The 25,294-nt window shown below is 69.4% G+C and carries 25 protein-coding genes; 17 read left to right on the forward strand and 8 right to left on the reverse strand.

Annotated features, from left to right (window positions below):
- Positions 1-2: 2 nt before the first annotated feature.
- Both ACPCXD_RS05165 and ACPCXD_RS05170 read right to left on the reverse strand, forming a co-directional pair.
- On the reverse strand, positions 3-503 hold the full coding sequence (locus tag ACPCXD_RS05165) for a DUF2505 domain-containing protein (RefSeq protein ID WP_088897050.1): 501 nt from the start codon (positions 501-503) through the stop codon (positions 3-5).
- 76 nt (positions 504-579) lie between these two features.
- Positions 580-1,089, reverse strand: coding sequence for a DUF2505 domain-containing protein (locus ACPCXD_RS05170; RefSeq protein ID WP_016693708.1), 510 nt, complete (start codon positions 1,087-1,089; stop codon positions 580-582).
- Between the two features lie 23 nt (positions 1,090-1,112).
- Between ACPCXD_RS05170 and ACPCXD_RS05175 the strand changes: the two genes are divergently transcribed.
- On the forward strand, positions 1,113-2,207 hold the full coding sequence (locus tag ACPCXD_RS05175; protein WP_145693259.1) for a UDP-N-acetylmuramate dehydrogenase: 1,095 nt from the start codon (positions 1,113-1,115) through the stop codon (positions 2,205-2,207).
- 16 nt (positions 2,208-2,223) lie between these two features.
- Here ACPCXD_RS05175 and ACPCXD_RS05180 read toward each other — a convergent pair whose 3' ends face one another.
- On the reverse strand, positions 2,224-3,258 hold the full coding sequence (locus ACPCXD_RS05180; RefSeq protein ID WP_160875289.1) for a DUF2804 family protein: 1,035 nt from the start codon (positions 3,256-3,258) through the stop codon (positions 2,224-2,226).
- A 64-nt stretch (positions 3,259-3,322) separates the two neighbouring features.
- Positions 3,323-4,072 (reverse strand): SDR family NAD(P)-dependent oxidoreductase, encoded by a 750-nt coding sequence (locus tag ACPCXD_RS05185; protein WP_088897052.1) that lies wholly within the window; start codon positions 4,070-4,072, stop codon positions 3,323-3,325.
- Positions 4,073-4,155: 83 nt separating this feature from the next.
- On the opposite strand from ACPCXD_RS05185, the gene ACPCXD_RS05190 reads away from it, so the two are divergent.
- Both ACPCXD_RS05190 and ACPCXD_RS05195 read left to right on the forward strand, forming a co-directional pair.
- Positions 4,156-4,833: a TetR/AcrR family transcriptional regulator gene (locus ACPCXD_RS05190; protein WP_088897053.1), complete on the forward strand. Its 678-nt coding sequence runs from the start codon at positions 4,156-4,158 to the stop codon at positions 4,831-4,833.
- 283 nt (positions 4,834-5,116) lie between these two features.
- Positions 5,117-6,442, forward strand: coding sequence for an ROK family transcriptional regulator (locus ACPCXD_RS05195; RefSeq protein WP_088897054.1), 1,326 nt, complete (start codon positions 5,117-5,119; stop codon positions 6,440-6,442).
- A 16-nt stretch (positions 6,443-6,458) separates the two neighbouring features.
- Here ACPCXD_RS05195 and ACPCXD_RS05200 read toward each other — a convergent pair whose 3' ends face one another.
- Positions 6,459-7,553 (reverse strand): tocopherol cyclase family protein, encoded by a 1,095-nt coding sequence (locus ACPCXD_RS05200; RefSeq protein WP_088897055.1) that lies wholly within the window; start codon positions 7,551-7,553, stop codon positions 6,459-6,461.
- 184 nt (positions 7,554-7,737) lie between these two features.
- On the opposite strand from ACPCXD_RS05200, the gene ACPCXD_RS05205 reads away from it, so the two are divergent.
- The 6 genes from ACPCXD_RS05205 to ACPCXD_RS05230 all read left to right on the forward strand — a co-directional run bounded on the left by ACPCXD_RS05205 (position 7,738) and on the right by ACPCXD_RS05230 (position 14,329).
- On the forward strand, positions 7,738-8,931 hold the full coding sequence (locus tag ACPCXD_RS05205; RefSeq protein ID WP_088897056.1) for an MFS transporter: 1,194 nt from the start codon (positions 7,738-7,740) through the stop codon (positions 8,929-8,931).
- 5 nt (positions 8,932-8,936) lie between these two features.
- On the forward strand, positions 8,937-9,839 hold the full coding sequence (locus ACPCXD_RS05210) for an alpha/beta fold hydrolase (RefSeq protein ID WP_229565360.1): 903 nt from the start codon (positions 8,937-8,939) through the stop codon (positions 9,837-9,839).
- Positions 9,836-11,170 (forward strand): D-inositol-3-phosphate glycosyltransferase, encoded by a 1,335-nt coding sequence (gene mshA, locus ACPCXD_RS05215; protein ID WP_423658697.1) that lies wholly within the window; start codon positions 9,836-9,838, stop codon positions 11,168-11,170. The genes ACPCXD_RS05210 and mshA overlap by 4 nt, the downstream gene beginning before the upstream one ends.
- A complete protein-coding gene (locus ACPCXD_RS05220; RefSeq protein ID WP_016693718.1) occupies positions 11,167-11,721 on the forward strand; it encodes a type III secretion system chaperone family protein in 555 nt (184 codons plus the stop codon). The genes mshA and ACPCXD_RS05220 overlap by 4 nt, the downstream gene beginning before the upstream one ends.
- A 444-nt stretch (positions 11,722-12,165) precedes the next feature.
- The gene (locus ACPCXD_RS05225; RefSeq protein ID WP_016693719.1) at positions 12,166-12,495 is read left to right on the forward strand and encodes a transglycosylase family protein; all 330 of its coding nucleotides are present in this window, start codon (positions 12,166-12,168) and stop codon (positions 12,493-12,495) included.
- 247 nt (positions 12,496-12,742) lie between these two features.
- Positions 12,743-14,329, forward strand: a complete 1,587-nt coding sequence (locus ACPCXD_RS05230) for a 4-coumarate--CoA ligase family protein (protein WP_088897059.1) — start codon at positions 12,743-12,745, stop codon at positions 14,327-14,329.
- A gap of 75 nt (positions 14,330-14,404) precedes the next feature.
- On the opposite strand, the gene ACPCXD_RS05235 is transcribed toward ACPCXD_RS05230, so the two are convergent.
- Positions 14,405-16,177 carry a hydroxysqualene dehydroxylase gene (locus ACPCXD_RS05235; protein WP_088897060.1) on the reverse strand — a complete coding sequence of 591 codons (1,773 nt, stop codon included), beginning with the start codon at positions 16,175-16,177 and terminating at the stop codon, positions 14,405-14,407.
- A gap of 195 nt (positions 16,178-16,372) precedes the next feature.
- On the opposite strand from ACPCXD_RS05235, the gene ACPCXD_RS05240 reads away from it, so the two are divergent.
- The 3 genes from ACPCXD_RS05240 to ACPCXD_RS05250 all read left to right on the forward strand — a co-directional run bounded on the left by ACPCXD_RS05240 (position 16,373) and on the right by ACPCXD_RS05250 (position 19,248).
- Entirely contained in the window at positions 16,373-17,119 is a 747-nt protein-coding gene (locus ACPCXD_RS05240) for a phosphoglyceromutase (RefSeq protein WP_423658700.1), read from the forward strand.
- 199 nt (positions 17,120-17,318) lie between these two features.
- The gene (locus tag ACPCXD_RS05245) at positions 17,319-18,497 is read left to right on the forward strand and encodes a sensor histidine kinase (RefSeq protein WP_423658702.1); all 1,179 of its coding nucleotides are present in this window, start codon (positions 17,319-17,321) and stop codon (positions 18,495-18,497) included.
- 61 nt (positions 18,498-18,558) lie between these two features.
- A complete protein-coding gene (locus ACPCXD_RS05250) occupies positions 18,559-19,248 on the forward strand; it encodes a winged helix-turn-helix domain-containing protein (RefSeq protein ID WP_016693724.1) in 690 nt (229 codons plus the stop codon).
- Here ACPCXD_RS05250 and ACPCXD_RS05255 read toward each other — a convergent pair.
- Entirely contained in the window at positions 19,230-20,060 is an 831-nt protein-coding gene (locus tag ACPCXD_RS05255) for a DUF3109 family protein (protein ID WP_202399780.1), read from the reverse strand. The two genes, ACPCXD_RS05250 and ACPCXD_RS05255, sit on opposite strands and share 19 nt — an antisense overlap.
- A 45-nt stretch (positions 20,061-20,105) precedes the next feature.
- On the opposite strand from ACPCXD_RS05255, the gene ACPCXD_RS05260 reads away from it, so the two are divergent.
- The 3 genes from ACPCXD_RS05260 to ACPCXD_RS05270 are packed head-to-tail and all read left to right on the forward strand — an operon-like array spanning position 20,106 to position 23,282.
- Positions 20,106-21,059, forward strand: a complete 954-nt coding sequence (locus tag ACPCXD_RS05260) for a Ppx/GppA family phosphatase (RefSeq protein WP_145693267.1) — start codon at positions 20,106-20,108, stop codon at positions 21,057-21,059.
- Positions 21,056-22,324, forward strand: coding sequence for an Rv0497 family membrane protein (locus ACPCXD_RS05265; protein ID WP_145693268.1), 1,269 nt, complete (start codon positions 21,056-21,058; stop codon positions 22,322-22,324). The genes ACPCXD_RS05260 and ACPCXD_RS05265 overlap by 4 nt, the downstream gene beginning before the upstream one ends.
- Positions 22,325-22,328: 4 nt before the next feature.
- On the forward strand, positions 22,329-23,282 hold the full coding sequence (locus ACPCXD_RS05270; RefSeq protein ID WP_423658705.1) for a sugar phosphate isomerase/epimerase family protein: 954 nt from the start codon (positions 22,329-22,331) through the stop codon (positions 23,280-23,282).
- Here ACPCXD_RS05270 and ACPCXD_RS05275 read toward each other — a convergent pair.
- A complete protein-coding gene (locus ACPCXD_RS05275) occupies positions 23,241-23,657 on the reverse strand; it encodes a hypothetical protein (protein WP_145693291.1) in 417 nt (138 codons plus the stop codon). The two genes, ACPCXD_RS05270 and ACPCXD_RS05275, sit on opposite strands and share 42 nt — an antisense overlap.
- Before the next feature lie 94 nt (positions 23,658-23,751).
- Between ACPCXD_RS05275 and ACPCXD_RS05280 the strand changes: the two genes are divergently transcribed.
- Entirely contained in the window at positions 23,752-24,417 is a 666-nt protein-coding gene (locus ACPCXD_RS05280; RefSeq protein ID WP_145693269.1) for a MerR family transcriptional regulator, read from the forward strand.
- Positions 24,414-25,271: a thioesterase family protein gene (locus ACPCXD_RS05285; protein ID WP_229565353.1), complete on the forward strand. Its 858-nt coding sequence runs from the start codon at positions 24,414-24,416 to the stop codon at positions 25,269-25,271. Before ACPCXD_RS05280 ends, ACPCXD_RS05285 begins: the two co-directional genes overlap by 4 nt.
- The last annotated feature ends 23 nt before the right edge of the window (positions 25,272-25,294 follow it).

Raw genomic sequence — 25,294 nt, forward strand, 5'->3', positions numbered from 1 at the left:
CGCTACCGACCGGCGAGCCAGTCGGCGGTGATGGCCGCTTCGGTGCGGAACACGTCGACGAGATTGGTGAGGATGAGTTCTTCGAGCTTGCCGCCGACGAACGGGATGTGCACCTTGGCCTCGGAGGTGGTGCGGAGCGTGGCACCGTGATCGTCGCCGAAGAGGTCCATCGTGCCGGTGAGACTGCCCGGACCGCCGGGGATCGACGCCTGGTAGGTGCCGGTCGCGCGGTCGGTGAACGGCCCGTAGGTCTCCTTGCGCGTGATGACCATGTCCTTCTTGATCACCGTGCGGGCGATCTCCGGCAGGTCGGAACGCGGCAGGACGTGGTGCAACACCAGCGCGATGCCCGTTTCGGAGACCGTGAACTCGCGGACGTGGTTCTCCGAGTACTTGCGCATCTCGGTCATCCGCGCTTCCCAGTGATCGGGGTCGGCGAGAGCCTCGTACACCCGCTCCGGTGGATGAGGGAAGCGGGCGGAGTAGTCGATACGCCGTGCCACGACCGGCCAGGTTACCGCGCCGGACGGCCTCTCCGGAAATCGCGATCGTCCACGGGGGAGCCCCGCGGGCGTGCGATCAGGCCGAGTGGTCCCCGTTCAACCACTGCTCGGTGAAGGTGCGCTCCGCGTCGAACAGCTCGACGAGTTGCTCGACGATCATGCCCTCGATCTTGGAACCGAGGAACGGGATCTTCACCTCGACGGTGCCGTCGATGACGACGGACGAACCCGTCCCGTCGGCGATGAGGGTCATCCCCCCGGTGACCTCGCCGGGCATGCCGTCGACGTGGGCCGAGAACCTGCCCTCGGCGCGACCGTCGGCGAACGCACCCCACGCCTCGTGACGCCGGATGACGAGATCGCCCGGGCGCAGGCTCGTGACCATGCTCGGCAGGTGCTCGGCCGGGATGGCCTGGTGGAGGTCGAGCTCGATGGTGCCGTCGCCGGTGTCGGCGCGTTCGACGGCCGCACCCGGGCCCCCGACCTCACGCAGCCGGGTCTGCCAGTACTGCGGATCGACGAACGCCGCGTGGACCGCAGCAGGCGGGGACGAGTAGTTCGCAGTGTGGTCGATAGGGCTGCCCATACCGGGCACGCTACCGTTTGCTGGTGCTTGATCCACGTACCAGGGCCCGGCTCGTCGAAACGGGAGCCACGGTGTCCGAGCAGGTGTCGCTGTCGGAATTCACGACCCTCCGGCTCGGCGGCCCCGCCCGGTATCTCGTCGAATGCACGTCCACCGCGTCGTTGATCGAGGTCGTGCGCCTGCTCGACGAGCAGAGGGTGCCGTTGCTGCTCCTCGCGGGCGGCTCCAACCTCGTCATCGGCGACGACGGTTTCGATGGCGTCGTGGTCCGTGTCGCGACCACCGGTGTCGACCTCCGCGACGACCACGTCCGGGTGGACGCGGGAGCCGAATGGGACGCCGTCGTCGCGGCCACCGTGGACGCCGGCCTCGGCGGCCTCGAATGTCTGTCGGGCATCCCGGGCTCCGCGGGAGCGACGCCGGTGCAGAACGTCGGGGCGTACGGCGTCGAGGTCGGTTCGATCCTGCGCCGCGTCCGCCTGCTCGACCGCGCCACCGGGCAGGACTCGTGGGTCGGCCCCGAGGCCCTCGGTCTCGGTTACCGGACCAGCATCCTCAAGCACACCGATGCGGCGGTCGTCCTCGAGGTGGAACTGGACGTGCGGAGCGACGGTTCCTCCGCACCCCTGGCGTACCGGGAGCTCGCGGTCGCGCTGGGTGCGGAGGAGGGCGAACGCCGGCCGGCGGACCAGGTCCGCGAGCACGTCCTCGCGCTGCGCCGCAGCAAGGGCATGGTGCTCGACGCCGACGACCACGACACCTGGAGCGCCGGATCGTTCTTCACGAACCCCGTCGTCCCCGACGACCGCCTGCCGCAGGTGCTCGCGGTCATCGCGGAAAAGGTGGGGGAGGACGTGCGGATCCCGCAGTTCCCCGCGGACGGCGGCACCAAGTTGTCGGCCGGATGGCTCATCGAGCGGGCCGGTTTCGCGAAGGGTTTCCCCGCCGCCGACGCACCGGCACGGTTGTCGACGAAGCACACGCTGGCGCTCACCAACAGGGGAGCGGCATCGGCGGCGGATCTCGTGGCGCTGGCGCGGACGGTACGCGACGGTGTCGAGGACGCCTTCGGGGTGCGTCTGCATCCCGAACCCGTCACCGTGAACTGCGCGATCTGACGGACGGCTCGGGCCGTCACCAGCGGTTGCGGACCTCCTCCGCGAAGCCGAGCAGGTTCTCGATCTCGAGCCGGGTGCCGTCGTCGAGCACGACACTGCCGGTGAACCGCCCGAAGACCTGGTGCTGCGTGGACCGCACGAGCAGGGCGTTCACGTCGGCCGCGCGGTCGAGGATCGGTTCGAACTCCATCTCGAACCGCTCGTCGTTGCTGGTGAACCGCCACGGCGCCCCGTCGTAGGTGTCGCGGGGCAGGTGGAAGTGCACGCGGTCGAGCTTGTGCGCCACACCGTCGTGGAAGAGCATGTTCTCGCTCGCCGCGGTGGTGTCGCCGAAGCCGTGGCCGATGTTGAACCCGAACCGCACACCCTCGTGGATCCCCGAGGCCGACCCCCAGTACCAGGTGTTGTCGTAGGTCCACACCCCGCGACCCCAGTCGAACACCCCGAACGCGGTGGCGGGATCGAAGACCAGATCGCGCCCACCCACGGTGATCGTGCCCTGCGCGGGCAGGCAGTTGATCTTCTGGTTGTAGTAGAAGGCCTTCGGCGCGCGGGGGAAGGGTGTCGCGATCACCATCCGGTCGTCCGCCGGCTGCGTGAGCACGAGTTCTCCGGACAGTCCGCGCCCACCGCCGAAACGGGGATGGTCGACGATCAGCCGCCGCGAGAGCCCCTCGTGGTGGTACTCGATGCGGAGTCCGCCGTGCTCGACGACGACATCGCCGCCGTCGGCGGTGTGCGGCAGGCGCATCCGGCCGAGCGGGAAGGGGACGAGGGCGTTCTCCGTGGTCTCGGAGCGACCCGCGAGGTCGAGCACGCTGACTCCGAGGAGCCCCATGTAACCGTTGTCGGCGACGGTCAGCGCGATCCCGAACGGTCCGTCCACCCCGTCGGACAGAACGCAGTAGTAGTCCCACTCCTTGATGCGGAACCGCGGCGCCGCGACCCGCTGCCGGTCGTAGGTGCGGACCTCGGAGGTGTTCCAGCCGGCTTCGGCGAGCACTCCGTCGTCGTCGAGCAGCGGGCCGGGCGCGAGGCGTCGTTGGCGCATAGTCCGGGACAGTACCGACGGTGGTGGACGCGAGCGTCCCGCCGCGCCCACCACCGTGACGGGATCACTCGGTGACGCGGTGGAACCGGCCGGCGTTGGCCTGGTCGCGAGGCTTGACGATGATCTGGTCGAGGTTGACGTGCGACGGACGGGACGCGACGAAGCCGATGATCTCGGCGATGTCCTGGGCGACGAGCGGGGTGATGCCCTCGTACACCTTGTCGGCCCGATCCTTGTCGCCCTCGAAGCGCACCAGCGAGAACTCGGTCTCGACGGCGCCCGGCGCGATCTCGGTGAGACGGACGGGCTGTCCGAGCAGTTCGCCGCGCAGCGTGCGGTGCAGGACGGCCTGCGCGTGCTTCGCGGAGGTGTAACCGGCGCCGTTGTCGTAGGCCTCGAAGGCCGCGACCGAGGTGATGGTGACGATCAGGCCGTCGCCCGAGGCGATGAGCTTGGGGATCAGCGCCTTGGTGATGCGCATGGTGCCGATGACGTTGGTCTCCCACATCCAGCGCCAGTCGTCCTCGACGGCCTCGGCCACCGGTGCGAGCCCCTTGGCGCCCCCGGCGTTGTTGACCAGCACGTCGACCCGCGGCAGCACCGTGGTGAATGCGTCGACCGAATCCTCGTCGGTGACGTCGAGCTCGAGGGCGGTGCCGCCGATCTCGTCGGCGAGCTTCTGCAGTCGGTCGAGTCGGCGTGCGCCCACCACGACGTGGAAGCCCTGTGCGGCGAGCGTGCGGGCGGTCGCCTCGCCGATTCCGGAGGAGGCTCCGGTGACGACGGCGACGCGGGAATCGGGAGAGATGCTCATGGGGGCAATCGTAGTGTCGGGCACCGGATGACGCCCCACCTCCCGGCCTGCGAAGTCCCCTCCGTGCGGCTACCCTGCGGCGTATGACCACCACCCGCGGTCGATACAGCTCGGGAGAACAGACCCGGATCCGGCTCGTCGAGGCCGCCGAGCGGCTCTTCGCCCGCCGCGGATACGACGGGGTCACCCTCGCCGACATCCGCAAGGCCGCCGGACAGCACAACTCCTCGGTGGTCGGGTACTACTTCGGCACCAAGGAGGGACTGCTCGAGGCGGTCTTCTCCCACCGGTTGCCCGCCCTGAACTCCCAGCGGGAAGCGCTTCTCGCCGAGATGCTGCGGACGCGGGAGACCCTCTCGGTCCGCGACCTGCTGTGGGTGATCATCCGCCCCCTGGCCGGCACGCTCGGCCGCACCAACCACTACGTCGCCTTCCTCGACCGGCTGTCGAACCACGACCGGTTCGCCGAGTGCTTCCGCGTCACCGGACCGACGGGAACCGAGAGCGGCCGCCGGTCCGACACCGCGCTGCGGACCCTGCTCGGGCCGCTGCCCGACGACATCGCCGGGCAACGTCTGCGACTGGTCTACTCCGGCACCGTCGGTGCGCTGGCGCGATGTCATCGTGCGGGCGAATCACCCACCACGGCCGAACTCGCCGCGCTCGTCGACGCGTGGGAGGCATTGCTGCTCGCCCCGGTGTCGGCGGAGACCGCGCAGGCGCGCGGGGATGTGCGGGAAGGTTTCCCACCGGGTCGGTGAGGATTGGACACGGCGCGGTCGGGGCGATAGTTTGATCGACATGTCAGTCGGCCACACCTCCGCACCGCGGGTCACCTACGTGACCGCCGCGCTGGGATCACGGCTGCCTCTGGCGCGCGAACTCTGTTGTCGCTGCTGCGGAAAGTAACTCCGCACCGATCCCGCCCCTCGTCGTGCGGGTCCGTCTCCGATCGTGTTCTCCACGCCGGGGTCTCGGTGCGTCGATCGTCTCCCGCCCGTTCTCCGGTCATCACGTCCGGATCAGCAGCCAAGGATCAGCGCCGTGTCGGTTCCCACTCTCTCGCCGTCCGTTTCCCTTCCCTCGCGGTCGTCCGCGCCCCGCCGCGCCACCGGCTCCGCCGTCCGTGGATCCACGCGTGCGACGGTCGTCCGTCCCCGCACCTCCCGTGTGTCGAGCCCGGTCAGGATCGTTCCGCCGGACCTGCGTATCGCCGACGGTACCGGGGCGTCGGTCTTCCGTGTCGCCGCCAACCGCGGCCCCGTCTCGCGCGACGTGATCGCGAAGGTCACCGGTGCGAGCATCGCCACCGTCAACCGTCAGGTGTCGGCCCTGCTCTCGGCCGGTCTGCTGCGTGAGCGCGCCGACCTCACCGAACCCGGCGCCGTCGGCCGACCGCGCGTTCCCGTCGAGGTCGACCACGAGCGGTACCTGACGGTCGGCATCCACATCGGTGCCGTCACCACCGGCATCGTCGCGAGCGACCTGCGCGGACGCATCATCGGCGCCGTCGAGGTCCCCACGCCGACCGGCGACCAGGACGCCGCGCTCGCGTCGATCACCGCGAGCGCCAAGGCCTTCGCCGCACGGTGGCACCGCCGAACCCCGCTGTGGGTGGGCGTCGCACTCGGCGGGCGGGTGGACTCGAACACCGCCGTCGTCACGCACCCGCGGCTCGGCTGGGTCGACGCCCGGGTCGGCGCGATCGTCGGTGGCGGTATGGGACTGCCGGTCTCGGTGGCCGCGCACGTCGAGGCGATGGCCGCCTCCGAACTGCTCCTCACTCCCGATCGCGACGCCCCCGAGGCCAAGGACACCGGCCTGTACTTCTACGTTCGTGAGACGGCCGGTGTGGCAATCACTTTCGACGGTAAGGTGCACACCCCTGCCGGCGGTCCGGGCTCGGTGACGCATTTCCCCACCGGTTCGTCGGCGCGGTGCTCATGCGGCGGCACGGGCTGCCTCGAAGCGACGGTGAGCGACCGGGCGGTCGTACAGCGCGCCGTGGCCGAGGGCATCCTCACCGACCGCGACGCCACCATCGGGTCGCTCTACCGCCTCGCACGGGACGGATCCGAGGCCGCGCACGGTCTGCTCGTCGAGCGGGCCACGGTGCTCGGCCGCACCGTCGGAATGCTGCGCGACCTGTTCAACCCCGACCGTGTGATCCTCGGCGGACAGGCCTTCACCGAGTACCCGGCCGCGGTCCCGCACGTCGCCCGCGCGTTCGCCGCGTCGACCACCCTGCCGCGCAAGGACATCCGCATCACCGGCTTCGGCAACCGGGTGCAGGCCCATGCCGCGGGGGTCGTCTCGCTCAGCTCGTTGTTCTCGGATCCGATCGCGGCGATGAAGCGCACCGAACTCTGACGGAGCCCCGCCGGCTTCACACGATCGGTGGGGCGTCCGTCGCGTCCGCAGCGGCACCCCGCCGATCGAGTTCGGCCCGGGCCCGGTCGAGCCCGCCGTGTTCGAGTGCGGCCGAGTGCGATTCGTCGGCCCACACCAGTTTCCCGCGTTCGTGGACCGTCACGGTCATGCGACCGCCGAGATGTTCGATCGAACCGGCGACGTTCCGTCGTTCCGCGGGGAGGGGGACCGGCAGGACGTGCGCCGCTCCGATCGGTGAACTCCCCGAGATCTCCACGCTCCAGCGGGCATTGCGTCCGCGCAGGTGCCAGCTCTCGTCGGTGACCGTCGCCCGTACCGGGGACGTGACGGGATTGCCCAGTCGCACCACGCGCCCGTCGGGCAACGCGACGACGACCGCCGTGACCTCCGTGCGCAGCGGACCCGAGTGCACCTGCCCACCGGCGAACGCCACACACGCCTGCGGGTCGGCGAATCCCTGCGCCTGACCCCACCACCACGATTCGGGGAAACCTCCCTTGCCCCAGTTCTTCTCGCCGTAGACCTGTGATCCGGTCAGATCCCACTTCTCGTCGCCGAGGATCGCATGGCCCTCCACCCGGCCGCCGAGCAGCCAGGAATGCCAGTACTGGTTGAGGCCGGGGACGGAATGGAAGACGCTCGACGCGCCGAAGCGGCGTCGCGGCCAGGGCCGCAGATCCGACAGCCGGATGTCGAGACGGGCGTCGTCGCCGAGATCCATCCACACGCGTTCGCTGTCGCCGCAGAAGACGTCGCCGGCCGATGCGCCGAGCCGGTCGGGCTCGGCGGCGGCTACCGGATGCGCGGCGGTGCGCAGGAAACCCCTGGGATGGGCGGCCAGGCCGAGGGTCGCCCAGTGCGAGCCCGGTCCTGCCGAGTCGTCCGCACGGTTGACCCCGCACAGGGCGATGACGACGCGGTCGGTTCCGGGCTGGGTGAAGCGCCAGAAGTAACCCTCCATCGCGACACCGTGCGCGGCGAGCGGATTCCCGAAGGGCAGATCCGCTCCCGATGCGCGGTAGCGGGCCCACAGACTCCTCGGTGAGAGTTCCTTCGGTGAGAGCCGTCCGTGTCGTTCGTGCACCGCCATGCCCGCTCCGTTCCGTCGATCCGTCCTGTCCGTTCTCCGGATGTACCCAGCATGGCCGTTCCCGTCACGGAACGTGCGGAATCGGGCAGCGATGTGCGGGCGCGGGAGGTACCTGCACCCGGCGCGGTCGGTCGGCCATAACGTTGACCGGACCGGATCTGACCGAAGAGAACGCGAGAAGTACGTGACAGGAGAGAAGGGCGGCTCGTACCGCGAGTTGTTCGCAGCGCCGGGCGCAGCCGCGTTCTGCCTGGCGGGATTCGTGGCACGCCTGCCGATCGCGATGGTCGGGATCGGCATCGTCACGATGTTCTCCCAGCTCGAGGGGAACTACGCCGTCGGCGGCGCACTGTCCGCGGTGTTCGCGCTGTCGTACGCCGTGCTCACCCCGCTCGTCTCCCGCGCGGTCGACCGGTACGGCCAGCGGCGGGTCCTCCCCACGGCGACGGCCGTCAGCGCGGTCGCCACCCTCGCGATGCTCGCCGGCGTCCGATTCGAGGTGCCCACGATATGGCTGTTCGTCTGCGGGATCCCGGCGGGACTCATGCCCACGATCGGGGCGATGGTGCGGGCGCGGTGGACGCAGCTCTACGGCGGCACTCCACGACTGCGCACCGCCTTCGCGCTCGAAGCGGTGGTCGACGAGCTGTGCTTCATCGTCGGCCCCGTCCTGTCGGTGGGCCTGAGCGTGGCGGTCTTCCCCGAGGCAGGCCCGCTGCTCGGCGCGGTCCTGCTGCTCGTCGGCACCCTCGCCCTCGCGGCGCTGCGCAGCACGGAACCTCCCGTGCAACCGAACACCGACGGCCGTGCGCGGACGAACATCCTGCGCATGCCCGTCCTCCTGTCCATCGTCGTGGTGATGGTCGCGATGGGTGTGGTCTTCGGGGTGATCGACGTCGCGGCCGTCGCGTTCACGGCCGAACAGGACTCCCCGGGATCGGCCACCTTCGCGCTCGCACTGTTCGCGACGGGTTCGGCGTTGAGCGGCCTGGTCTTCGGGAGCCGGGTGGGCTCGAATGCCCCGACCCGCCAGTTGTTCGTCGCCACCGGCACTCTCGCCGTCCTGCTGTGCCCGTTGCTGCTCGCCGGTTCGGTGCCGATGCTCACGGTGCTGTACTTCGTTGCCGGATGTGCGATCTCGCCCATCATGATCGTGGCGACGTCGCTGACGCAGCAGATCGTGCCGCCCGACCGGCTCACCGAGAGCATCACATGGACGGTCGCGGGTCTCGGCGTCGGTGTCGCCGCGGGTTCTGCGCTGGTGGGACAGGTCATCGACCGGACCGATGCCGGCACCGGCTATCTCGTGGCGGTCGCCGCGGGCATCCTCGCGGTCACCTGTGCCGGCGGGATCCATGTGCGGGCACGGTTAGAGTGACGCGCATGGCAGTTCGTGAAGTGGCCGGTATCGACGGCACCTCCCTCGTGTATCGCGTATTCGGCTCCGAGTCGGCACCGGTTCTGGTGCTGCTCCACGGGTGGGCGCAGTCGTCGCGGTGCTGGGGCGACGGGGTTCTCGACGCACTCGCCCGCGACTTCCGTGTGGTCGCCGTCGACCTGCGCGGACACGGTTATTCGCAGGCCCCCGAGACCGGATACGCCGATCGCAACCTGTGGGCCGGCGACCTCGCCGCGGTGCTCGCCGCCGAGAACGTCTCCGAGACGAACCCGGCGGTGCTGCTCGGCTGGTCCTACGGCGGCCTGGTGATCTGCGACTATCTCGCCGAACACGGCGCGGGGGCCGTCGCCGGCCTCGTCCTCGTGGGTGCCATCACGAGCATCGGCCGCGGTGAGAAGGGCGGACGCGTCGGTGCCTCGATGCGTGCCGCGATCCCCGCCGCGATGTCGGAGGACCCGAAGGAAGCGGTGCGTGCGCTCGGCTCCTTCGGCAACGCCCTCACCGGTCCCGTCGTCGAGGGCAGCGCTCTCCTCGAAGGCAAGGGTGCGGTGTCGCAGGCCCTGTTCGGCGCGAGCCTGTCCACCCCGCCCCGGGTCCGTGCGGCGCTGTTCGACCGTGCGGTGGGCAACGACGAGCTGCTCGCCGGCCTGGACGTGCCGGTTCTCCTCCTGCACGGCGACGCCGACTCGGTCGTCGACGTCTCCGTGGCGCACCATGCGGCGTCGCTGCTGCGCCGCGCCACGACCTCGATCTGGCAGGGCGTCGACCACGGTCCGTTCGTCGAGGATCCCGACCGGTTCGTGTCGGAGGTCGGCGAGTTCGCTCGAGCTGCGACGGCGGAGGCGGCGACACGCGAAGATCGGCAGCAGGGCAGTATGGAGGGGTGACGTCCCAGCCCAGCCGCCCGCACCGCGTGGCCGTGATCTCGGTCCACACCTCGCCGCTGGCGCAGCCCGGAACCGGGGACGCAGGCGGTATGAACGTGTACGTCCTGCAGACCGCCGTCGAGCTCGCGCGTCGCGGCGTCGAAGTCGAGATCTTCACCCGTGCGACCTCCTCGGCCGATCCGGCCGTCCAGCAGGCCGCGCCGGGGGTGCTCGTCCGCAACATCGAGGCCGGCCCGTTCGAAGGACTCGACAAACACGACCTGCCGACGCAGCTGTGTGCGTTCGCCGCGGGCGTGTTGCGCGAGGAGGCACGGCACCCGCAGGGCTACTACGACCTGGTGCACTCGCACTACTGGTTGTCGGGGCAGGTCGGCTGGCTCGCCCGCGACCGCTGGGGCGTGCCGCTCGTGCACACCGCCCATACGCTCGCCGCAGTGAAGAACGCCTCGCTCGCCGAGGGCGACACCCCCGAACCCGCGGCCCGGCAGATCGGGGAGCAGCAGGTCGTCGCGGAGTCCGATCGCCTGGTCGCCAACACCGCCGACGAGGCGGGGCAGCTCGAACGTATCTACGGGGCCGATTCCGCAAAGATCGACGTCGTCGCTCCGGGCGCCGACCTGAACCGCTACCGGCCCGGCGACCGCGCGGCCGCCCGTGCCGAACTCGGACTCGACCCGCGCGAGACCGTCGTGGCGTTCGTGGGCCGCATCCAGCCGCTCAAAGCTCCCGACGTGCTGCTCGAAGCCGCAGCGCGGGCACTCGCCGACGACCCCGGCATGCCGCTGCGGGTCCTGGTGGTGGGAGGCCCGTCGGGAACGGGTCTCGAGCGCCCCGACGCGCTCATCGAACTCGCGTCCGCACTGGGTATCGCGTCGCGGGCCACCTTCCTCCCGCCGCAGCCGCCCGACCGTCTCGTCCAGGTCTACCGTGCTGCGGATCTCGTTGCGGTGCCGAGTTATTCGGAGTCCTTCGGCCTCGTCGCGATCGAGGCGCAGGCCTGCGGCACGCCCGTGCTGGCCGCGAACGTCGGTGGTCTCGGGGTCGCCGTGCGCGACGGGGAGACCGGCATGCTCGTCGACGGGCACCGCATCGACGACTGGGCGACGGCGCTGCGTTCCCTCGTCGGTGATCGGGATCGTCTCGCCCGGTTCGCGGCGACCGCGCCCGTGCATGCGGAGTCCTTCTCGTGGGAACACACCGCGGAAGGACTGCTCGACAGCTATCGGCGGGCCGGGATGCGCCGCAACCGCACCTTCGGTACCGGTGAGCATTCGCTGCGACGGCAGCGTGGAGTGTGGAAGTTGCGACGGACGAGGGGAGTCACGGCATGAGCGACCGGCTCATCGAACTGATCGATTCGACGCTGCGCGATCGCGAGCTCGAGTTCTCCGTCAAGGAGGGCGGGCACTTCGTCGTCGAGCTCCCGGGCGAGAAGAAGCTCAAGACGACCACGTTGCTCAGCGTCGGACAGCACGGTGTGCGGGTCGAGGCGTTCGTGTGCCGCAAGCCGGACGAGAACTTCGAATCGGTGTACCGCTACCTGCTGCGCCGCAACCGGCGCCTCTACGGCGTGGCGTACACGCTCGACAAGGTCGGCGACATCTATCTGGTGGGACGTATCGCCGCGCACGCGGTGACCCCCGAGGAGATCGACGCGGTCCTCGGGCAGGTCCTCGAGGCGGCCGACTACGATTTCAACATCATCCTCGGTATCGGGTTCATCACGTCGATCAAGCGTGAATGGGAATGGCGGGTCTCGCGCGGCGAGCCGCTGCGCAATCTCGAGCCCTTCCGTCACCTCATCGAGGAGGAGACCGGTACGCCGTTCGAACCCGATGTGGACGACGACGAACCCGAGGATCGGCGCGAAGCGAACGGGTGACGGCGTCGCCGAACACCGTTACCGCGCCGTGAGCATGTCCGGTTGGAGAGGTCTGCACGGCCGTATCGTGTGACCATCACCACAATCGAAATCCGCTGGAAACGTCCGGGAAACGGTGCGTTCCCGCGAAGCGACCTGGGGTTTTGTCGATCGCCGGTCCGGTTTCTCGCACAGCCGTACCGGAAAATCGACCCGTGACCTCGCCGTGATGAACCCTTACCGTCGATGTAGGCCCGATACCGACGGGCGTTACACACCGGCCCCGCAGCCGCTCGTTCCACCCCCGCGGGATTGTCGGATCCACAACCTGCCGAGGGGTGGAGCGAGAGAGCGACCGGGCGTGCGTCAGCACCGCACCGTGTTGCCGGCACCGACCGTCCAGCCCACACGTGGCGGACCCATTGCGTCGGGGGCCTCGCAAGCAGCCGGAAAGGATTCATCCACATGGCAAAGTTCACGATCAAGCGCGCCCTGGGCACCCTCGCTGCCTCCACTGCACTCGTTGCGACCCCGTTCGCTCTGGGTGCCGGTACCGCCAACGCCGCATCCGGTAACTGGGATGCCGTCGCACAGTGCGAGAGCGGTGGTAACTGGGCGATCAACACCGGTAACGGCTACTACGGCGGCCTGCAGTTCTCGCAGAGCACCTGGCAGGCCTACGGTGGCTCGGGAACCGCGAACAACGCCTCGCGCGAGGAGCAGATCCGCGTCGCCGAGAACGTCCTCGCCGGACAGGGCGCCGGTGCATGGCCGGTCTGCGGTCAGTACCTCTGAGCGCAGCGCCTCTTGGCGTAGCGAGCGCAGCTCACGCACGATCGTGAGCGCAGCTCCAGCAGCTTCCGAACCCCGCGTGCGACCCGTCGCACGCGGGGTTCGTGCTCTCCGGCAGGCGAATCGCGCCGGGAACGGTATCCTCGCAATCCTCACACAGCACGTGTGACGGGCTTCACAACCGCTGCGGTAGTGTGAACTCGACCGAAAGTCGGCACGGCGTGCCGGCAGAATGCTCGGAGGATGAGTAATGAGTTTCCGCAGTCCCTTTCCCGACGTCGACATCCCGGCATCGAGTGTCTACGACTTCCTGTTCGGTTCGCTCGACGAGTCCGAGCTCGATCGACCCGCACTGATCGACGGCTCGTCCGGCGCCGTGACGGACTACCGCACGCTCGTGGCCCACATCGACGCCGTCGCCGGAGCGCTGGCCGCCCGGGGCATCGGTGTCGGGAAGGTCGTCGGGTTGCTCGCACCCAACGTGCCGGCCTTCGCCTCGGTCTTCCACGGCATACTGAGGTCCGGTGCCACGGCGACCACGATCAACGCCCTCTACACGGCCGGTGAGATCTCGAAGCAGCTCGACGACTCGGGGGCCGCCGCACTGTTCACGGTCTCCCCGTTCCTGCCGCAGGCCAGGGAGGCCGCCGCGGCCGCCGGGATCCCCGACGAGCTGCTCTTCGTGCTCGACGGCGCCGAGGGCCATCCGTCCCTGCGCGACCTGCTCACCGAGGGCTCCCCGGCTCCGACCGTCGAGTTCGATCCGGCCACCCACCTCGCGGTGCTGCCGTACTCCTCGGGCACGACCGGCCGACCCAAGGGCGTGATGCTCACGCACCGCAATCTCGTCGCGAACGTCTGCCAGATCACCCCGCGGATGGGCATCGCGGCCGACGACCGCGTGCTCGCACTGCTGCCGTTCTTCCACATCTACGGCATGACGGTGCTGCTGAACGCCGCGCTGTACAACCGCGCGTCGCTGGTGACGATGCCGAAGTTCGATCTCGTCGACTTCCTCACCTACATCTCGGAACACAAGTGCACGTACGTGTTCATCGCGCCGCCGGTCGCGGTCGCGCTCGCCAAGCACCCCCTCGTCGACCGGTACGACCTGTCGAGCGTGCACACGGTCTTCTCCGGGGCCGCACCGCTCGACAAGGAACTCGCCGGATCCGTCGCGAAGCGCCTGGGCTGCAACGTCCGACAGGGATACGGCATGTCGGAGATGTCTCCCGTGTCGCACGCGATCCCCTTCGAGGACAACGAGACCGAGCTCGATTCGGTGGGTCCGACGATCGCGAACATGGAATGCAAGATCGTCGATCCCGCGACCGGCGAAGAAGTCGAATATCCCACCGGTGACGGCGTTTCGGCGCCCGGCGAACTGTGGTGCAAGGGGCCCAACGTCATGGCCGGTTATCTCGGCAACCCCGAGGCCACAGCCGACACCCTCGACGAGGACGGCTTCCTCCACACCGGTGACATCGCCACCGTCGACGGGAAAGGTGCCGTCCGGATCGTCGACAGGCTCAAGGAACTCATCAAGTACAAGGGCTACCAGGTGCCGCCGGCCGAACTCGAAGCCCTGCTCCTCACGCACCCGCAGATCGCCGACGCCGCGGTGATCGGGGTCCGCGACGACGAGGGTGAGGAGGTCCCGAAGGCCTTCGTCGTCCGGCAGCCGGATTCGACGGTCACCGAGGACGAGGTCATCGACTTCGTGGCCGCGCGGGTCGCGCCGCACAAGAAGGTCCGGCAGGTCGAGTTCATCGACACGGTGCCGAAATCCTCTGCGGGCAAGATCCTTCGGAAGGATCTGCGTGCCCTGAACGCCTGACGGACGGGCCGACGAAATGTGGATCCCCGGGAGACCGTGTGTCTCCCGGGGATTCCGCTGTCCGGGCCTGTCCGATCAGGCCAGCATGTGCGGTTGTCCCGCCCGGTACCGGTCGGAGTCGATGCGCCGCAACGGTTCCAGTTCGGGCGGTTCGTGCAACTTGTACAGTGCGGGTGGTGCGGCGGGGGAGCCCGCCGTCTGCAGCAGTGCACCCACTGCCGCCCGCGCCGATTCGTTCGCGCCCTCCATCGTCGCGAGGTCGATGTCGTTGCGGACGTAGTCGCCCGCGAGGAACAGGTTCGGGATCGCGGTGTGCGCCTCGGGCCGGTTCGCGAGCGACCCGGCGGTGTTGATGAGCAGCGGGGTGTCGTTGGTGACGCCGCCGGCTCCCCACTTCACGCCGGGATCGAGGAACCACGAGACGATGTCGTTCTCGTCGATCGCGCCCGTCCCGTCCTCGAGGCAGGCCGACATCTGCGCCCATACCTCGCGGGCGATCTCTTCCGGCGTGCACTGCTTGGCGGTTCTGCCGTAGAGGATGCCGGGGGTGTCCCAGTCGGAGATGTCCACCGACAGGCAGTCGTGTGCCGAACCGTCGCCGTACCGTTGCGCGAAGTCGCCGCGCCAGAACTGGGCCTGGCTGATCGATGTGAGCGCCCACGGCGAACCGAGATAGGCGACGTGACCCGGCGTGATGGGGGTGGGCCGCCGAAGGAAGTACTGGATGCCGACCATCCAGTCGGTGACCAGAGCGTTCATCCGTTCGAGGCCGGGATCGGCCGCGAGGATCTCGGGTGACCACAGCGAGACCGCGCGTTCGGCCGGCATCGCCGCGACGAACCAGTCGGCCTCGGCGCGGGCACGGTTGCCCGACCCGTCGACGACCCGTGCACCGGTGATCCGTCCGCCGGAGATCTCCAGAGCCTCGGCCGCCCAACCCATCTCGAACTTCACGCCGAGATCGTGCAGGAGTTGCGCCCACGGGTCGATCCACGCCTCGTTCGTCGGTGCCGACAGCAGGCGGTCGAGATGTCCGTACTGGGGCACGGTGCCCATCGCGTTCCACACGAAGGCCTGGCCCATGATGCCGATGGTGCGGGTCGAGACGGTCTGCGGCCGTGCCGCGACGAGCTGACGGGTCAGTGCGGAGACGAGGATCTCGCGGTAGCCCTTCGACTTGCCGTCGGCTTCGAGGGTCTGCGCCCACGTCTCGTGTTCCCATTGGTCGTTGCGACGTTCGAGGCTGCTGGTGAGGAACATGACGAGTTTGCGCATGAAGACCGCGAGCTCGTGCGGGGGGATCGAGCCGCCGAGGGAGAAGGCTGCCGTCAGGCTCTCCTGCAGGCTCAGCGGGTCGTAGACGTCGAAGCGCAGCGGTGCGATGGAGGCCGGGGCGGTGAGGTCGGGCGCCCCGGGGATCGCCATCCGGAATCCGTGTCCCGCAACGAGATTGTCGAACACGCCGTTCGGGTTGCCGGGGAACGGGATCCGCCGCATCGTGTCGGGGATGTGCTGGTAGAAGCCGGGGAAGAAGCGGAAACCGTGTTCGCCGGGCAGATCGAGGCGGCCGCCTGCCGCGGTGCCGGGGGAGGGGATGCTGCGCGCCTTGCCGCCGAGCGCGGTCGGCTCGAAGACGGTGACCTCGAAGCCGCGCTCGATCAGTTCGTGCGCGGCGGCCAGTCCGGCCATCCCGCCACCGAGGATCGCGACCCGGCGTCCGCCGGAGTGCACCGCCGGCGCGCGGCGGCCCGGCTGTGCCGCTGTGGGTGGTAGGGCGGCTGCCGTGGGTGGAAGGGCTGCGGCGGCACCGAGCGCCCCGAGGGCGGTGAGGACGGTGCGGCGGGACATGCGTGTGTCGGGCTGCGGACCCCCGTGTGACTTCGGACCCCCGTGTGACATCGAACCCCCCGTGTGTTTCGGTGATGACGAACTGTGGTGCGCGGCGCCGACTCCCGCGTTCCTGGCAACGCGCGTTGTCAGATATAGCCCACGATCGGGGGCGCCCGTGGCGAAATCGCCATCCGTGCATGTCAGGATTGGGTCATGACTATCGGAACACTTGTTCTGCTCCGCCACGGCGAGAGCGAATGGAATGCGATGAACCTGTTCACCGGCTGGGTGGACGTGCATCTGACGGACAAGGGGATCGCCGAGGGCAAGCGGGCCGGTGCCCTCCTCGTCGAGCACAACGTGCTTCCCGACGTCTCCTACACCTCCCTGCTGCGCCGCGCGATCAGCACCGCCAACTTCGCGCTCGACGCCGCCGACCGGCACTGGATCCCCGTCATCCGCGACTGGCGTCTCAACGAGCGCCACTACGGTGCGCTCCAGGGCAAGAACAAGTCCGAGGTCAAGGACGAGTTCGGCGAGGAGCAGTTCATGCTGTGGCGTCGTAGCTACGACACCCCGCCGCCGCCGATCGAGCCGGGTTCGAAGTACAGCCAGGACGCCGATCCGCGCTACGCCGACGTCGACGAGGTCCCCCTCACCGAGTGCCTGAAGGACGTCGTCGCCCGCCTCATCCCGTACTGGGAGTCGACGATCTCCAAGGATCTGCTCGCGGGCAGGACCGTGCTGGTCACCGCGCACGGCAACTCGCTGCGTGCGCTCGTCAAGCACCTCGACGGGATCTCCGACGACGACATCGCCGGTCTCAACATCCCGACGGGCATCCCGCTTCGTTACGACCTCGACGAGAACCTACGCCCGCTGAATCCGGGCGGCACCTATCTCGACCCCGAGGCCGCGGCCGCCGGTGCGGCAGCGGTCGCCAACCAGGGCGCCAAGTAACAGTTCCTCGGAACCGAACCGACCCCGTCGCCGATCGGTGACGGGGTCGGTTCGTTCGTGCAGGTCCGTCGCGGAGTCGTCCGTTCCGGGCGAACAAAGGGTGAACAACACTCCAACAACCGAAAAATGCGGTGTGACGTGCGGGAAATGCCGTCGACCCGGTGTCCGGTGGGGTACCGGTGTCATTACGATTCGAAGTGTGAGTGTTACGCAGGCCGTGTTGCTGGCCGTGGTCGCAGCGGTCCTCGGCGGGATCGTCACCGTCGCCGTCGGGAGGCTGGTGCAGCGCCGGGCCCACGGTAGCGACGAAGCCGACCTCACGATGTTCGACGTGCTCGACCGGGTCGTCCACGGGGCGTCGACCGGGATCGCGGTGGTCGACAAGTTCCACGACGTCGTCCTGTCGAACCCGCGCGCCGAGGAACTCGGTCTCGTCCGCAACCGGCAGATCGACGACCGGGCCTGGGTGGCCGCCTGCCGGGTGCTCGAGACGAGGAAGCCGATCGAACTCGACCTGGGCGCGAAGGCATTGCTCGGCCGCGAGCCCGTGGCGGTGCGCTGTACCGTCCGGCCGCTGCTCGACCAGGACCCGCGCTTCGTCGTGCTCTACGCCTTCGACGACTCCGAGCACGTCCGCATGGAGGCCACCCGGCGCGACTTCGTGGCCAACATCAGCCACGAACTCAAGACGCCCGTCGGCGCGATGGCGTTGCTCGCGGAGGCGCTGCTCGAATCCGTCGACGATCCCGACACCGTCCGCCACTTCGGCGAACGGGTCCAGCGCGAGGCGACGCGCCTAGGCAACATGGTGACCGAGCTGATCGCGCTCTCGAAGCTCCAGGGCGCCGAGAAACTGCCCGATCTCGAGGTCGTGGACGTCGACGCCGTCGTCGAGGAGGCCCTCGACCGCACGCGCCTGACCGCCGAGAACGCCTCGATCACCATCAGCACCGACCGGCCGAGCGGTCTCGAGATCCTCGGCGACCGAACGCTGCTCGTCAGCGCCCTCACCAACCTCATCGAGAACGCGATCGCCTACTCGCCGGCCGGCTCACCGGTGACGATCAGCAGGTCGCTGCGCGAGGGCAAGGTCGCGATGGCCGTCACCGACCGGGGGATCGGTATCGCGAAGGAGGACCAGGAACGGGTCTTCGAGCGTTTCTTCCGCGTCGACAAGGCCCGGTCGCGGGCCACCGGAGGCACCGGCCTCGGCCTGGCCATCGTCAAGCACGTCGCCGCGAACCATCACGGCGAGATCACCCTGTGGAGCAAGCCCGGTACCGGCTCCACCTTCACCCTTCTCGTCCCGGCCTACGTCGAGGACGCCGACGACGAGGACGACACCGTCGACCGCACCGAGAAGGCGGTCGGATCGTGACGCAGACCCCACCCGGGTTCCCGGGCGGACGGACACCGAGAAACAGACGGAGGACCAGCTCGTGACGCGTGTGCTGATCGTCGAGGACGAGGAATCGTTGGCGGATCCGCTCGCCTTCCTGCTGCGCAAGGAGGGGTTCGAGACGACGATCGCCGGCGACGGCCCGTCGGCCCTCGCCGAGTTCGACCGGGAGGGCGCCGATATCGTCCTGCTCGATCTGATGCTCCCCGGAATGAGCGGCACCGACGTGTGCAAGCAGTTGCGGACCCGTTCGGGTGTCCCGGTCATCATGGTCACCGCCCGCGACAGCGAGATCGACAAGGTCGTCGGACTCGAACTCGGCGCCGACGACTACGTCACCAAGCCGTACTCGGCGCGCGAACTCATCGCCCGCATCCGGGCGGTCCTGCGACGCGGCGCCGACACCGAGAGCGAGACGGCGGCGGACGACGGCCTGCTCGAGGCCGGGCCCGTGCGGATGGACGTCGACCGTCACGTCGTGCACGTCAACGGCGAGCCGGTTGCCATGCCGCTCAAGGAATTCGACCTGCTCGAATATCTCCTGCGGAACTCCGGGCGGGTGCTCACCCGCGGACAGCTCATCGACCGGGTGTGGGGCGCCGACTACGTCGGCGACACCAAGACCCTCGACGTCCACGTCAAGCGACTGCGCTCGAAGATCGAGGAGGACCCGGCCAAGCCGCGCCACCTCGTGACGGTGCGCGGCCTGGGTTACAAGCTCGAAGCCTGACCGGAACCGGCAGGCGAGCCCGCCTGTGCTGCCGACGTCGCGGGATGGATCGCGATCAGACCCAGTCCCTGGCGTCGCCGGCACAGGCGCGCGAGCTCGTCGTAGGCCGCCGCACCGAGGAGTTCGGTGAGTTCGGGGGCGTACGACTGCCAGACCGGACGCTCGCCGACGTGCGCGTCGGGGGAGCCGGAACAGTACCAGTCGAGGTCGTGGCCACCCTCGCCCCAGCCGCGCCGGTCGTACTCGGTGATGACCGTGCGCAGGATCTCGGTGCCGTCGGGGCGCTCCACCCAGTCCTGGGTGCGACGGATCGGGAGCTGCCAGCACACGTCGGGCTTCATCTCGAGCGGTTCGATGCCGCGTCGCAACGCCATGGTGTGGAGGGCGCAGCCCTGACCGCCCTCGAATCCGGGACGGTTGAGGAAGATGCACGCACCCTTGTAGCGGCGGGTGCGCAGGGCGGGCTCGTCGTCGATCTCGTCCTCTTCGAGGTAGCCCTTCTTGCCCAGGCCCTTGTCCATGAACTGCCAATCGGCCGGCGTGAGGTGTTTCACTGCCTTCGCCAGCTTCTTGCGATCGTCGTCGTCGGACAGGAACGCGCCGTGCGAGCAGCACCCGTCGTCGGGTCGCTCGGCGATGATGCCCTGGCACGCCGGAGTGCCGAACACGCAGGTCCACCGCGAGAGCAGCCATGTCATGTCTGCGGCGATGACGTGTTCGTCGTTGTCGGGGTCGGTGAACTCCACCCATTCCCGAGGAAAGTCCAGAGGGACTTCGGGGGCCGGGTCGAGTTTGTGTGGGGCATGGGACATACCTGCTGTCACAGGTCCCGACGGTAGACCCAGTACCGTATTGATGTGCGCTTAGGGGTACTCGACGTCGGAAGCAACACCGTTCACCTGTTGGTGGTGGACGCCCATCGTGGTGGGCACCCCACGCCGATGAGTTCGACGAAGGCCACGCTGCGGCTGTCCGAGAACATGGACGACAACGGCGACATCACCCCCAAGGGCGCCGAGCGGCTCGTCGAGACCACCGCCGAGTTCGCCAGCATCGCCCGCACTTCGGGATGCGGCGAGCTCATGGCGTTCGCGACCTCCGCGGTGCGCGACGCCGGCAACTCCGAGGCCGTCCTCGATCGGGTGCGCCGGGAGGCCGGGGTGTCGCTGGACGTGCTCTCCGGTGAGGACGAGGCGCGGCTGACCTTCCTGGCCGTGCGCCGCTGGTACGGCTGGAGCGCCGGGAACATCCTCGACCTCGACATCGGTGGTGGTTCGCTCGAGCTCACCTTCGGCGGCGACGAGGACCCCGAGATCGCCTACTCCCTCCAGCTCGGTGCGGGACGGCTCACGCGCGACTGGTTCCGTGAGGACCCGCCCGGCAAGCGCCGTATCTCGGCGCTGCGCGACTGGCTCGACGCGGAACTCGCCGAACCGGCGAAGGTCATACGCAACGCGGGCGACCCCGACCTGTGTGTGGGTACCTCCAAGACCTTCCGGACCCTGGCCCGCCTCACCGGCGCGGCCCCCTCCTCGGCCGGCCTGCGGGTACAACGGACCCTGACGGCGAGCGGACTGCGCCAGCTCATCGCCTTCATCTCCCGGATGACCACGGCCGACCGGGCAGAACTCGAAGGCGTCAGCTCGGACCGGTCCGAGCAACTCGTCGCCGGCGCCCTCGTCGCGGAGGCGAGCATGCGTGCCCTCGGAGTGGAGACGCTGCAGATCTGCCCGTGGGCGTTGCGCGAAGGCCTGATTCTTCGGAAGCTCGATACGGATATGGGTGGCGAACTGGTGGTGGCAACCGGATGAGCGAGAATCGCAGCAACGACACGGGGCAGATCTCCGTGGCCGAGCTGTTGGCGCGTAACGGCCAGAAGGTGGGAACGCGGGCCGGGGGACGACGCCGACGAGGCGCGAGCGGCGGCATCTCCGTCGCCGAACTGACGGGCGAGATCCCGATCACCCGCGCGGCCGACGACCGCGCGGACGGCAAGGGTGAGCGGCACACCTCTGCCGACGCAGAAAACGCTGCTGCGCAGACGGATTCGGCTTCCTCGACGGCTACTGCCGATGCGGGGACCCCGTCGAAGGTCGTGCCGGCGCCGCGCAAGGTCGAGACTCCGAACATCGAGACACCGAAGCTCGAGACGCCGAAGGCGGCGACCTTCGCGCTGTCCGACATCGAGAAGACCACCGTGACCCCGCGGGTCGCCGTCGGGACGAAGACGCCGCCGGTGAAGACCGGAACGAGCACGCCTGCCGTCACGAAGACACCGCCCGCCGCGAAGACACCGCCCGCCGCGAAGACGCCCGCATCGACGGACGCGGTGTCGAAGACGGATGCGGTCTCCAAGGCGGCCGCACCTACGGAGGCGGCGTCCAAGGCGGCTCCGCCCAAGATCGAGTCGCCGACCGAGGTCATCCGTCCCGAGGCGCTTCCCCGTCGCGCGCGGGCGCATCTCGGAGCGGCCGCGACCGGCTCGCCGTCCGGTGAGGGAGCAGCGGTCGCCGACAAGAAGTCGGACACGAAGTCCGAGAAGGCGGGCGCCCCGGCGGTGTCGGTGCGCAAGGCCGACGTCGCCGAACCGCGACTGCTCTCCGGCCCGGCCAGCGACCTGCAGGGCACCGGCTCCGACGCCGACGACTCGACCGACACCATCGGTGCCGCGGACGCCGCGTCCGACGCCGCCGAGGGGTCGGCATCGTCGCGGTCGCAGAAGTCGCGCGGCAAGAGCAAGAAGGCAGCGGCCGGCGCCACCGACGGCTCGGCACGGCAGAGTGCGGACGACGAGTCCGCCGACGCGGAGCAGGGCAGCGGCCTCAAGCAGTGGGCGTTGCTGATCGGCGAGAGCGTTGCCGCGATCGTCGCGGGCGGATTGCTCTTCAAGGGATTCGAGCGGTTGTGGGATCTCCTGCCGTGGGTCGCCTTCGCCCTCGCGCTGCTGGTGATCGTGGGCCTGGTCGCGCTGGTGCGCGTCCTGCGGCGCACCGACGACATCACGAGTCAGCTCATCGCACTCGCGGTGGGAGCATTCGTGGCCTTCGGGCCGCTGTTGTTCCTGCTGCCCGGGTGAGCCGATGCCGACCGCGCAGGGAATCCGGGTAGGGCTGTCCACCGCTTCGGTCTATCCGGAGAACACCGAAGCGGCGTTCCGCTTCGCGGCCGATCTCGGTTTCGACGGGGTCGAACTGATGGTGTGGGCCGAACCGGTGAGCCAGGACCCCACCTCGGTGGAGCGTCTGGTCCGCGAGTACGGCGTGCCGGTGCTCGCCGTGCATGTGCCGTGCCTGCTGATCTCGCAGCGCGTGTGGGGATCCGATCCCGCCGCCAAGCTCGACCGTTCGGTGCGTGTCGCCGAGATCCTCGGTGCGGAGACCGTCGTGGTCCATCCGCCCTTCCGGTGGCAGCGTCGCTATGCGGAGGGATTCTCCGACCAGGTCGCAGCACTCGAGGCAGACAGCCACGTGGTGGTCGCGGTCGAGAACATGTACCCGATGAGGGCCGACGTCGTCTTCGGCGGTCGTGATCGCGGCGCCGAACGTCTGCGCCGGCGCGGACCCGGCCGCGCGGTCTCGGCCTACAGCCCGTCGCTCGACCCCACCGACACCGGTTTCGCGCACTACACGCTCGACCTGTCGCACACCGCGACCGCCGGGGCCGACGCCCTCGCGCTCGCGGATCGGATGGGGGAGGGGCTCGCTCACCTCCATCTCGCCGACGGCCGGGGCTCCTCGCTCGACGAACATCTCGTCCCGGGAACGGGCACGCAACCCTGTGCGGACGTGTGCCGCCGGCTCGCCGCGAGCGACTTCGGCGGTCACGTGGTCCTGGAGATCAGCACCCAGAGCGCACGGACGCGTGCCGAGCGCGCCGGGATGCTGGCACGTTCGCTGGCCTTCGCGCGCACGCACCTGGATCGCTCGGCGACGCGTGCGATCACCGCCGGCCCCGAGAGTCCCCGGCACACGAACATTGCGCGCGTCCCCGCCTCAGAGGGCCGCGATTCCGGCGGCGAGCACGGCGACGCCTGAGATCAGCACGCCCGCGGTGAGGGAGACGGCGCCGAGCCGGACCGCCGCGAACATCGGGCCGGGCCGGGCCGGATCGGGCCCGAGCACCGACAGGAAGAAGCCTGCCGGGATCAGGATCGCGGCGACGAGCACGGCGATGGCACCGGCCGCCGACCAACCGGGTGATGCGCCCACGACGTGTGTGAGAACGGCGATGAGCAGCCCGAGCGTGACGAGTACTCCCGCGTGGGCGTGACCGGCACGGAAGAACGTCTTCTGCAGGTCGTTGGTGGGTACGCCGCCCGCGGCGACGCGCAGCAGGAAGGTGCCTCCGAAGGCGATGCCTGCGACGGTGAGCACGGTGCTCCCGAGAACGATGGTCACGAGCGGATGCATGAGGGCCTCCTCGGCCGGGACTCCATCACTGGATAGTTTCACTATCCAATACTGGATAGTTGTAGTATCCGGTGTCAAGGGATGGAGGTGATCTGTGCGTATCTCGGAACTCGCCGAGCGCTGCGGCGTACCGCTGCCGACGGTGAAGTACTACCTGCGTGAAGGGCTGCTCATGCCGGGCGTGGCGACGAGCGTCACCTCGGCGACCTACGACGACCGGCACGTCCGCCGTTTGGGTCTGGTCCGCGCTCTCGCCGCGCAGGGTCTGCCCCTCGAGAAGATCAAGACCGTCGTGGACCTCGTCGACAACCCGCGCGACGACCTGTTCGTCGAACTCGGCCACGCCATCGCCGCGCTGCCGCCCTACGTCGAGGACTCGATCGGCCCCGACTACCCCCGCGCCCGCCGCGTGCTCGAACACCTCGGCCAGATCTACGACCCGCGGTTCGCGGGCGTGGCCCAACTCGAACACGCGCTCGCGGCCCTCGAGGCCGCCGGCCTGCGGATGGACGACCGCCGGATCGACGCCTACGGCCGGCACGTCCGCGCCATCGCCGAAGTCGATCTCGAGTTGCTGCCGACGCACTCCCGGGAGGCCACCGTGGAAGCGGCCGTGCTCGGGACGGCCCTGTACGAACCGGTCCTCACGGCCATGCGCCGACTGGCCCACCAACATCTCGCCGCCCGCATGTTCGGGTCCGGTGAACTCCCCACGACCGGCGCCGATCAGGCCCCGAACGACGACCAGGAGCAGCAGTGACCCTCACCGACCGGCCCTTCCTCGACCTGACCTCGGTCACCCGGGTGCCGGGGGACCACCCCGACGGCACCTCTGCCTGGCAGGCGCACATCGATCCGGTGTGGACCATCGGACCCAAGGTGCACGGCGGATGCATGCTCGCGGTGTGCGCGTCCGCGGCGCGCAGGTCGGTGCTCGACGCCGGCGTCGACCCGCTCACCCAGCCCCTCGCCGTCAGCACCTCGTTCGTCGCCGCGCCCGATCCCGGCGACGTCGAGATCACCACCGTGCTGCGCAAACAGGGCAAGCAGATCGGTCTCGTGGACGTCGAACTGTCCCAGGCCGGACGCGTGGCGGTGCGGGCGAGCGTCACCCTCGGCACGCCGGACTCCGAGGAGCCCTTCCACACCGTGCCGCACCGCGCGACCACCATGCCCGCCGACCCGCCGGCCGAGTCGGTGCTCGTCACCCCCGAGCACCCCATGGGGCAGATCGTGAAGTTCGCCGCCACCTCCCGCCTCCGGATCGACTCCGCCACCGCGCGTTTCCTCGACGGGCAGCAGGGCGAACCGCTCGTGTCGATGTGGACGCGGCCGTCGCCGGGCGACGAGGCCGATGTCGACACCTCGGTGCTGTTCGCGCTCATGTGCGGCGACGTGTCGGCTCCCGTCGCGATGAACCTCGGCCGTTTCGGCTGGGCGCCGACGGTGCAACTCACCGCATATCTGCGGCGGGTGCCGGCTCCGGGATGGCTGCGCGTCATCGCCGAGAGCAGCGTCCTCGGCAACACTTGGTTCGAAGAGGACCACACCGTCGTCGACTCGACCGGCCAGGTGGTCGTGCAGTCGCGTCAGCTGGCCATGATGCCGCGCTGATCCGCCCGACAGCGGCCCGTCCC

The organism is Rhodococcus sp. AB351, assembly GCF_049538275.1.
Classification (GTDB): domain Bacteria; phylum Actinomycetota; class Actinomycetes; order Mycobacteriales; family Mycobacteriaceae; genus Rhodococcus.

Excerpts from the sequence above, each read along its gene's own strand:
- ACPCXD_RS05170 (WP_016693708.1), bottom strand. The coding sequence starts at position 1,089 with ATGGGCAGCCCTATCGACCACACTGCGAACTACTCGTCCCCGCCTGCT.
- ACPCXD_RS05210 (WP_229565360.1), top strand. The coding sequence starts at position 8,937 with ATGGCAGTTCGTGAAGTGGCCGGTATCGACGGCACCTCCCTCGTGTAT.
- ACPCXD_RS05240 (WP_423658700.1), top strand. The coding sequence starts at position 16,373 with ATGACTATCGGAACACTTGTTCTGCTCCGCCACGGCGAGAGCGAATGG.
- ACPCXD_RS05265 (WP_145693268.1), top strand. The coding sequence starts at position 21,056 with ATGAGCGAGAATCGCAGCAACGACACGGGGCAGATCTCCGTGGCCGAG.
- ACPCXD_RS05275 (WP_145693291.1), bottom strand. The coding sequence starts at position 23,657 with ATGCATCCGCTCGTGACCATCGTTCTCGGGAGCACCGTGCTCACCGTC.
- ACPCXD_RS05225 (WP_016693719.1), top strand. The coding sequence starts at position 12,166 with ATGGCAAAGTTCACGATCAAGCGCGCCCTGGGCACCCTCGCTGCCTCC.
- ACPCXD_RS05255 (WP_202399780.1), bottom strand. The coding sequence starts at position 20,060 with ATGTCCCATGCCCCACACAAACTCGACCCGGCCCCCGAAGTCCCTCTG.
- ACPCXD_RS05190 (WP_088897053.1), top strand. The coding sequence starts at position 4,156 with ATGACCACCACCCGCGGTCGATACAGCTCGGGAGAACAGACCCGGATC.
- ACPCXD_RS05200 (WP_088897055.1), bottom strand. The coding sequence starts at position 7,553 with ATGGCGGTGCACGAACGACACGGACGGCTCTCACCGAAGGAACTCTCA.
- ACPCXD_RS05235 (WP_088897060.1), bottom strand. The coding sequence starts at position 16,177 with ATGTCCCGCCGCACCGTCCTCACCGCCCTCGGGGCGCTCGGTGCCGCC.
- ACPCXD_RS05180 (WP_160875289.1), bottom strand. The coding sequence starts at position 3,258 with ATGCGCCAACGACGCCTCGCGCCCGGCCCGCTGCTCGACGACGACGGA.
- ACPCXD_RS05185 (WP_088897052.1), bottom strand. The coding sequence starts at position 4,072 with ATGAGCATCTCTCCCGATTCCCGCGTCGCCGTCGTCACCGGAGCCTCC.
- ACPCXD_RS05220 (WP_016693718.1), top strand. The coding sequence starts at position 11,167 with ATGAGCGACCGGCTCATCGAACTGATCGATTCGACGCTGCGCGATCGC.
- ACPCXD_RS05230 (WP_088897059.1), top strand. The coding sequence starts at position 12,743 with ATGAGTTTCCGCAGTCCCTTTCCCGACGTCGACATCCCGGCATCGAGT.
- ACPCXD_RS05270 (WP_423658705.1), top strand. The coding sequence starts at position 22,329 with ATGCCGACCGCGCAGGGAATCCGGGTAGGGCTGTCCACCGCTTCGGTC.